This is a genomic window from Streptomyces longispororuber, from assembly GCF_014656095.1.
GTDB lineage: Bacteria > Actinomycetota > Actinomycetes > Streptomycetales > Streptomycetaceae > Streptomyces > Streptomyces longispororuber.
This window is the reverse complement of sequence record NZ_BNBT01000107.1, coordinates 24337-30769: the sequence shown is the minus strand read 5'-3', so window position 1 is coordinate 30769 and position 6433 is coordinate 24337. Positions and strand designations below refer to the sequence as shown.

Annotated in this window: 5 protein-coding genes; 3 read left to right on the top strand and 2 right to left on the bottom strand. The window is 73.3% G+C overall.

All coding sequences use genetic code 11. From position 1 onward, the window contains the following. Positions 1–115: 115 nt before the first annotated feature. The 3 genes from IE330_RS26890 to moeZ all read left to right on the top strand — a co-directional run bounded on the left by IE330_RS26890 (position 116) and on the right by moeZ (position 3033). Positions 116–1066: an NAD-dependent epimerase/dehydratase family protein gene (locus tag IE330_RS26890; RefSeq protein ID WP_190138714.1), complete on the top strand. Its 951-nt coding sequence runs from the start codon at positions 116–118 to the stop codon at positions 1064–1066. After that, complete coding sequence (locus IE330_RS26885; RefSeq protein WP_190138713.1) at positions 1054–1791, top strand: spherulation-specific family 4 protein; 738 nt, start codon at positions 1054–1056, stop codon at positions 1789–1791. Before IE330_RS26890 ends, IE330_RS26885 begins: the two co-directional genes overlap by 13 nt. Before the next feature lie 63 nt (positions 1792–1854). Then, positions 1855–3033: an adenylyltransferase/sulfurtransferase MoeZ gene (moeZ, locus tag IE330_RS26880; protein ID WP_190138712.1), complete on the top strand. Its 1179-nt coding sequence runs from the start codon at positions 1855–1857 to the stop codon at positions 3031–3033. A gap of 112 nt (positions 3034–3145) precedes the next feature. Here the strand turns inward: moeZ and IE330_RS26875 are convergent, their stop codons facing one another. Then, entirely contained in the window at positions 3146–4726 is a 1581-nt protein-coding gene (locus IE330_RS26875) for an alpha/beta hydrolase (RefSeq protein WP_190138711.1), read from the bottom strand. Between the two features lie 65 nt (positions 4727–4791). Beyond that, positions 4792–6360: an alpha/beta hydrolase gene (locus IE330_RS26870; protein WP_190138710.1), complete on the bottom strand. Its 1569-nt coding sequence runs from the start codon at positions 6358–6360 to the stop codon at positions 4792–4794. Positions 6361–6433: the final 73 nt, after the last annotated feature.

The window sequence follows — 6433 nt, the reverse complement described above, 5'->3', positions numbered from 1 at the left end:
CGGTCGCGGCGGTCCGCGCCGGCCCGCCCGTCACCCGCGACAGTCGGCACCACTCTGAAGGAGAACGACAGATGACAAGGCCCAGCATCCGAGCGTCCGTCCCCGGAGGCGCCCGATGAGGGTGCTGCTGATCGGAGCCAACGGATACCTCGGCCGGTTCGTCGCCGACCGGCTGCTCGCCGACCCCGCGGTGCAGCTCACCGCCCTCGGCCGCGGCGACGACTCCGACGTACGGTTCGACCTCGCCAGCGGCAGCCCCGGGGCGCTCACGCGCTTCCTGGACGCCGTGCACCCGGGCGTCGTCATCAACTGCGCCGGCGCCACCCGCGGCGGCGCCCGCGAGCTGACCCGGCACAACACGGTCGCCGTCGCCACCATCTGCGAGGCCCTGCGCCGCAGCGGCTGCGGCGCCCGCCTGGTCCAGCTCGGCTGCGGCGCCGAGTACGGCCCGAGCCAGCCCGGCTCGTCCACCGCCGAGGACGCCGTGCCCCGGCCCGGCGGACCGTACGGCGTCAGCAAGCTGGCCGCCACCGAGCTCGTCCTCGGCTCCGGCCTGGACGCCGTGGTCCTGCGGGTGTTCTCGCCCGCGGGCCCCGGCACCCCCGCGGGGTCGCCGCTCGGCCGCCTCGCCGAGGCCATGCGGCGCGCCATGCAGTCCGGCGACGGCGAGCTGAAGCTCGGCGGCCTCGGCGTGCAGCGCGACTTCATCGACGTACGCGACATCGCGCGGGCCGTGCACGCCGCCTCGCTCTCCGCCGCCCAGGGCGTCGTCAACATCGGCTCCGGCCGCGCGGTGCGGCTGCGCGACGCCGCCGCCGTACTGGCCCGCGTCGCGGGCTACGGCGGCGCCCTGCACGAACTCGACCAGCCCCCCGGCCGGCCCGTGATCCACCAGCGCGGGGACACCGAGCACACCGGACCGACGGCGTACCCCTACCCGGACGGCTGCGGGAGCTGGCAGCAGGCCGACGTGCGCACCGCACGCGACCGGCTCGGCTGGCGGCCCCGCATCAACCTCGAAGAGTCCCTCGCCGACATCTGGATGGAGGCCGCATGCCGCATCTGACCAGCACGGCCCGCGGCGCGGCCAGTACCGACCTGCGCGTCGGCTTCGGCGTCCCCGGCATCGCCCACCCGCTGCTCGCGACCGCCGAGTGGGCCGAACTGGCCCGCCCCGGAGCCCCGTTGCACTGGGTCGTCCTCGCCGTCGGCGACGGCCCCGGCGACCGGCCCGACCCGCACTGCCTCGAAGCGGCCGGACGCCTGCGGAACGCGGGCGTCCGGGTCCTCGGCCACCTCGACGTGGCGTACGGCGCCCGCGGCTTCGGCGAGCAGGTCTCCGACGCCCACCGCTATCTGGACTGGTACCTGGTCGACGGCTTCTACCTCGCCCGCTGCCCGACCGAGCGCACGGCCCTGCCGGAGGTCCGCCGCACCGTCGCCACCCTGCGCGCGCTCCTGGACGGTGGCCACGTGGTGTTCGGCCACGGCGGCCACCCCCACCCCGGATACGCCGAGTCCGCCGACCAGTTGGTCACCTTCAGCGGCCCGTGGAGCGACTACCGCTGGTCCCAGGTCGCCGAGTGGACCGCCGCCTACCCGCCCGACCGCTTCTGCCACCTCGTCCACGGGGTGCCGCGCGGCCACCTCGACGAGGCGCTGCGCGTCGCCCGCTGGCAGGGCGCGTCGACGATCTACTTCACCGACCGCGCGGGCCCGGACCCCTGGGAGACCCTGCCCGGGTACTGGGACGAGATCGTCTCGCGCATCGGACCAGGTGTCTCGGAATGAAGAAGGCCGTGGCAGTGTTACGGAGAGAACCACCGTTCCGCATATCCGACCAACGGAGTCCCCGTGTCGCTGCCACCCCTGGTCGAGCCAGCATCCGAGCTCACCGTCGACGAGGTCCGCAGGTACTCCCGCCACCTGATCATCCCGGACGTCGGGATGGACGGGCAGAAGCGGCTGAAGAACGCCAAGGTGCTCTGTGTGGGCGCCGGCGGCCTCGGGTCACCGGCGCTGATGTACCTCGCGGCGGCGGGCGTCGGCACCCTCGGCATCGTGGAGTTCGACGAGGTCGACGAGTCGAACCTGCAGCGCCAGATCATCCACAGCCAGTCCGACATCGGCCGCTCCAAGGCCGAGTCGGCCCGCGACAGCGTGCTCGGCATCAACCCGTACGTGAACGTGGTCCTGCACGAGGAGCGGCTCGAGGCCGACAACGTGATGGACATCTTCGCCCAGTACGACCTGATCGTCGACGGCACGGACAACTTCGCGACCCGCTACCTGGTCAACGACGCCTGCGTGCTGCTGAACAAGCCGTACGTCTGGGGCTCCATCTACCGCTTCGACGGCCAGGCCTCGGTGTTCTGGTCCGAGCACGGGCCGTGCTACCGCTGCCTGTACCCGGAGCCCCCGCCCCCCGGCATGGTCCCGTCCTGCGCCGAGGGCGGCGTGCTCGGCGTGCTGTGCGCGTCCATCGGCTCCATCCAGGTCAACGAGGCCATCAAGCTCCTCGCGGGCATCGGCGAGCCGCTCGTCGGCCGCCTGATGATCTACGACGCCCTGGAGATGCAGTACCGCCAGGTCAAGGTCCGCAAGGACCCGGACTGCGCGGTCTGCGGCGAGAACCCCACCGTCACCGAACTCATCGACTACGAGGCCTTCTGCGGCGTCGTCTCCGAGGAGGCCCAGGAGGCGGCGGCCGGTTCGACGATCACTCCCAAGCAGCTCAAGGAGTGGATCGACGCCGACGAGAAGATCGAGATCATCGACGTCCGCGAGCCGAACGAGTACGAGATCGTCTCCATCCCGGGCGCGAAGCTGATCCCGAAGAACGAGTTCCTCATGGGCTCCGCCCTGGAGACCCTGCCCCAGGACAAGCGGATCGTCTTGCACTGCAAGACGGGTGTCCGCAGTGCGGAAGTCCTCGCCGTCCTGAAGTCCGCGGGCTTCGCCGACGCCGTGCACGTGGGCGGCGGCGTGATCGGCTGGGTCAACCAGATCGAGCCGGAGAAGCCGGTCTACTGAGCCCGCGCCCGCACGCAGTACTCGGCCGGAGGCGTCCGGCCCGTGGCGTCTGCCTCGGAGCCCCGTCCACCTCGGTGGGCGGGGCTCCGCCGTGTCCGGGGAGGGGCGGGGCTCAGGACGAGCAGACCGTGCCGTCCCGGGGCACCTCGCCCTTCAGCAGGTAGGCGTTGACCGCGTCGTCCACGCAGTCGCTGCCGTTGCCGTACGCGCCGTGGCCCTCGCCCTTCCACGTCAGGTGGACGCCGACGCCCTCGCCCAGCTCGTCGGCCATCCTGCGCGCGCCCTCGTAGGGCGTGGCCGGGTCGCCGGTGTTGCCGATGACGAGCACCGGCGCGGCACCGGGGGCGCTCACCTCGGGGGAGGTGTGGAGCCCGGCCACCGGCCAGTCGTGGCACCAGCCCGCCGTGTCCCAGGCCATGAACCCGCCGAACACCGGCGATATCCGCCGGAACTCGGCCAGCCGCGCCTTGGCCTCGGCCGCCGTCGGCCGCTCCTTGTCGTCGCGGCAGGAGATCACGCGCTGCGAGTGGCTCTGGGTGCTGTACTTCCCCGACGCGTCCCGCTCGTTGTACGCGTCGGCCAGCTCCAGGAGCGCCGAGCCGTCGCCCTTCTCGGCCTCCTCCAGGGCGTTCGTCAGCATCGGCCAGGTCTGCTTGCTGTACAGCGCGACCGTGATGCCCGTCGTCGCCAGCGCCTCGGTCAGCACGCGGCCGTCCGTGGACGTCCGCAGCGGCTTCGCGTCGACGCGGCGCAGCAGGTCCACGATCTTCCGCGTGCCCGCCTGCGGGTCCTCGCCGGAGGACTTCAGGTAGTTCTCCAGGGCCCGCTGGAAGCCCCGCGCCTGGTTCTTCGCGTGCCCCACCGCGCCCGCCGACGGGTCCACGACCGCGTCCAGGGTCAGGCGGCCCACCTTCTTGGGGAACAAGTGGGCGTACGTGCCGCCCAGTTCGGTGCCGTACGAGATGCCCAGGTAGTGCAGCTTGTCGTCGCCGAGGACCTGGCGCAGCACGTCCATGTCGCGGGCCGCGTCCACCGTCGACACGTGCGGCAGCAGTTTCCTCGCGGCCCGCGCGCAGCCCGCGCCGAAGGCCTTGGCGTCGGCGAAGTACGCCTTCTCCTCGGCCGGGGTGTCCGGTGTGGGGTCGGTCTTCTCGGCGGCCTGGGTCGCCTTGTCGCTGCGGCAGCGCACCCCCTCGCTGGCGGCCACGCCCCGCGGGTCGAAGCTCACCAGGTCGTACCGCTCACGCAGGTCGTCGTAGGAGTGCGCGAAGGACGGGAGCATGGAGACGCCCGAGCCGCCCGGGCCGCCGAAGTTGAACAGCAGCGACCCGATGCGGTCGCCCGGCTTCTTCGCGGTCGACGCGGCCCGGATCAGGGCGAGGCCGATCGTCTCGCCGTCCGGCTCGTCGTAGTCCAGCGGGACCTTGAGGGTGGCGCACCGCCACTCCGCGCCCGGCGCGCCCTTGCCGCCGGTGCCCTCGCAGCGGCCCCAGTCGAGCTTCTGCGCGACGACGGACGCGGGCAGCGTGGACGACGGGTCCGGCCTCGGCTCCGGGTCGGCGCCCCGCGCCGCCGGGGGCTTGCCGTCCGCCGTGCCGCCCTTGTCGTCGGACGATCCGCTGCAGCCCGCGGCCAGCGCGGCCACCAGGGCCACCGCCGTGGCCAGCGCCGCCGGCCGTACGAAACGCGGCATACGCTTCCCCCCTCGAAAGAACGTCCGGCCATACTAGGCGGCCCCTCTGACAGCCCCGCCCGGCCCTACCCGCAGACGGTCCCCGCCCGCGGCACCGTCCCGTCGAGCAGATAGCCGTCCACGGCCTCGCGCACGCAGGCGTTCCCGCTGTCGTACGCCCCGTGCCCCTGCCCCTTGTACGTCAGCTCCACACCCACGCCCTCGCCGAGGGACGCGGCCATCTTGCGGGCGCCCTCGTACGGCGTGGCCGGGTCGCCGGTGTTGCCGATGACCAGGACGGGGGCCGCGCCGGCCGCGCGGACGTCCGGGTGGTCGGCCGCGCCCGGCACCGGCCAGCCGGAGCAGCCGAGCAGGCCCCACGCCAGGTAGTCGCCGAACAGCGGCGACGCGGCCCGGAACCGCGGCAGCCGCTTCTCCACGTCCGCGGTCGTGTACCGGGGCTTGTCGTCGGCGCAGTTGATGGCCACGTTCGCGGCCGACAGGTTGCTGTACGAGCCGTTCTCGTCGCGCCCGTTCATCGAGTCGGACAGGAGCATCAGGATCCTGCCGTCGCCGTCGTAGGCCTCCTGGAGGCCCTCGGTGAGGTAGGGCCAGAAGTCCTGGGAGTACAGCGCCTGCACGATGCCGTTGGTGGCCGCGGTCTGGGTCAGCTCGCGCGGCGGCAACCCGGGCAGCGGCTTGGCGTCGAGGTCCTTCAGGAGCTTGGCGATCCGGCCCTTGACGTCGTCCGCGGTGTCGCCGAGGGGGCAGTCCTCGTCCGGGGCCGCCTGGGAGACGCAGTGCTCCGCGAAGTTGTCCAGGGCGAGCTGGAAGCCCTTGGCCTGGCCCAGGGAGCCCTGTTCGGGGGTCTCGGTGGGGTCGACGACCGCGTCGAAGACGGCACGGCCCACGTGCTCGGGGAACAGGTGCGCGTAAACGCCGCCGAGTTCGGTGCCGTACGAGATGCCGAAGTAGTGCAGCTTGTCGTCGCCGAGCACCCGCCGCATCAGGTCCATGTCGCGCGCGACGTCGGTGGTGCGCACGTGGGGGAGCACCGTGCCGGAGTTCTTCCCGCACGCCTCGTTGAAGCTCTTGACGTTGCCGACGAACGTCTCGCGCTCCGCCGCGTCGTCGGGCGTCGCGTCCTGCTGGAAGTACGCGTCGAGCCGCCGGTCGCCCAGGCACCGCACCCCGGCGCTGCGGCCGACGCCACGCGGGTCGAAGCTGACCAGGTCGTAGCGGGTGCGCAGCTTCGCGTAGTCCCCGCCGAACGCGGGCAGCGAGGTGACGCCCGAACCGCCGGGGCCGCCGAAGTTGAACACCAGGGAGCCGATGCGCCGCTCCTTCGACCCGCCGGCCCGCGCGCGGATGAGGGCGATGTCGATCGTGTCGCCCTCGGGCTCGTCCCAGTCGAGCGGGGCCTTCATGGTGGCGCACTGCCACGCCGCCCCGCCGGGCAGCGGCGACGGGGCCCCGCCGCCACCCTCGGCCGCCGACGGCGCCGGGCAGTCCTTCCAGCGCAGGTGCTGGTCGGCCGACGCCCGGCCCGATCCTCCGCCGCTGCCGCCGTCCCCGTCACCGCAGGCCGCGAGCGCGGCGGACAGCAGGACGGCGGTGGCGGCCAGGGCCCTGGCGCGCGGCGGGAGCTTGGGCATGGCTCCATCCTGCGGGGGAGCGCCGGGGGCCGCTCGGGGCGCGAGCCGTGCGGGTGACCCGGCCGCGGGCCCG

What these genes read in the sequence shown, in the direction of transcription:
- IE330_RS26870 (WP_190138710.1), bottom strand. Translation starts at nt 6,360, where the DNA reads ATGCCCAAGCTCCCGCCGCGCGCCAGGGCCCTGGCCGCCACCGCCGTC.
- IE330_RS26875 (WP_190138711.1), bottom strand. Translation starts at nt 4,726, where the DNA reads ATGCCGCGTTTCGTACGGCCGGCGGCGCTGGCCACGGCGGTGGCCCTG.
- IE330_RS26890 (WP_190138714.1), top strand. Translation starts at nt 116, where the DNA reads ATGAGGGTGCTGCTGATCGGAGCCAACGGATACCTCGGCCGGTTCGTC.
- IE330_RS26885 (WP_190138713.1), top strand. Translation starts at nt 1,054, where the DNA reads ATGCCGCATCTGACCAGCACGGCCCGCGGCGCGGCCAGTACCGACCTG.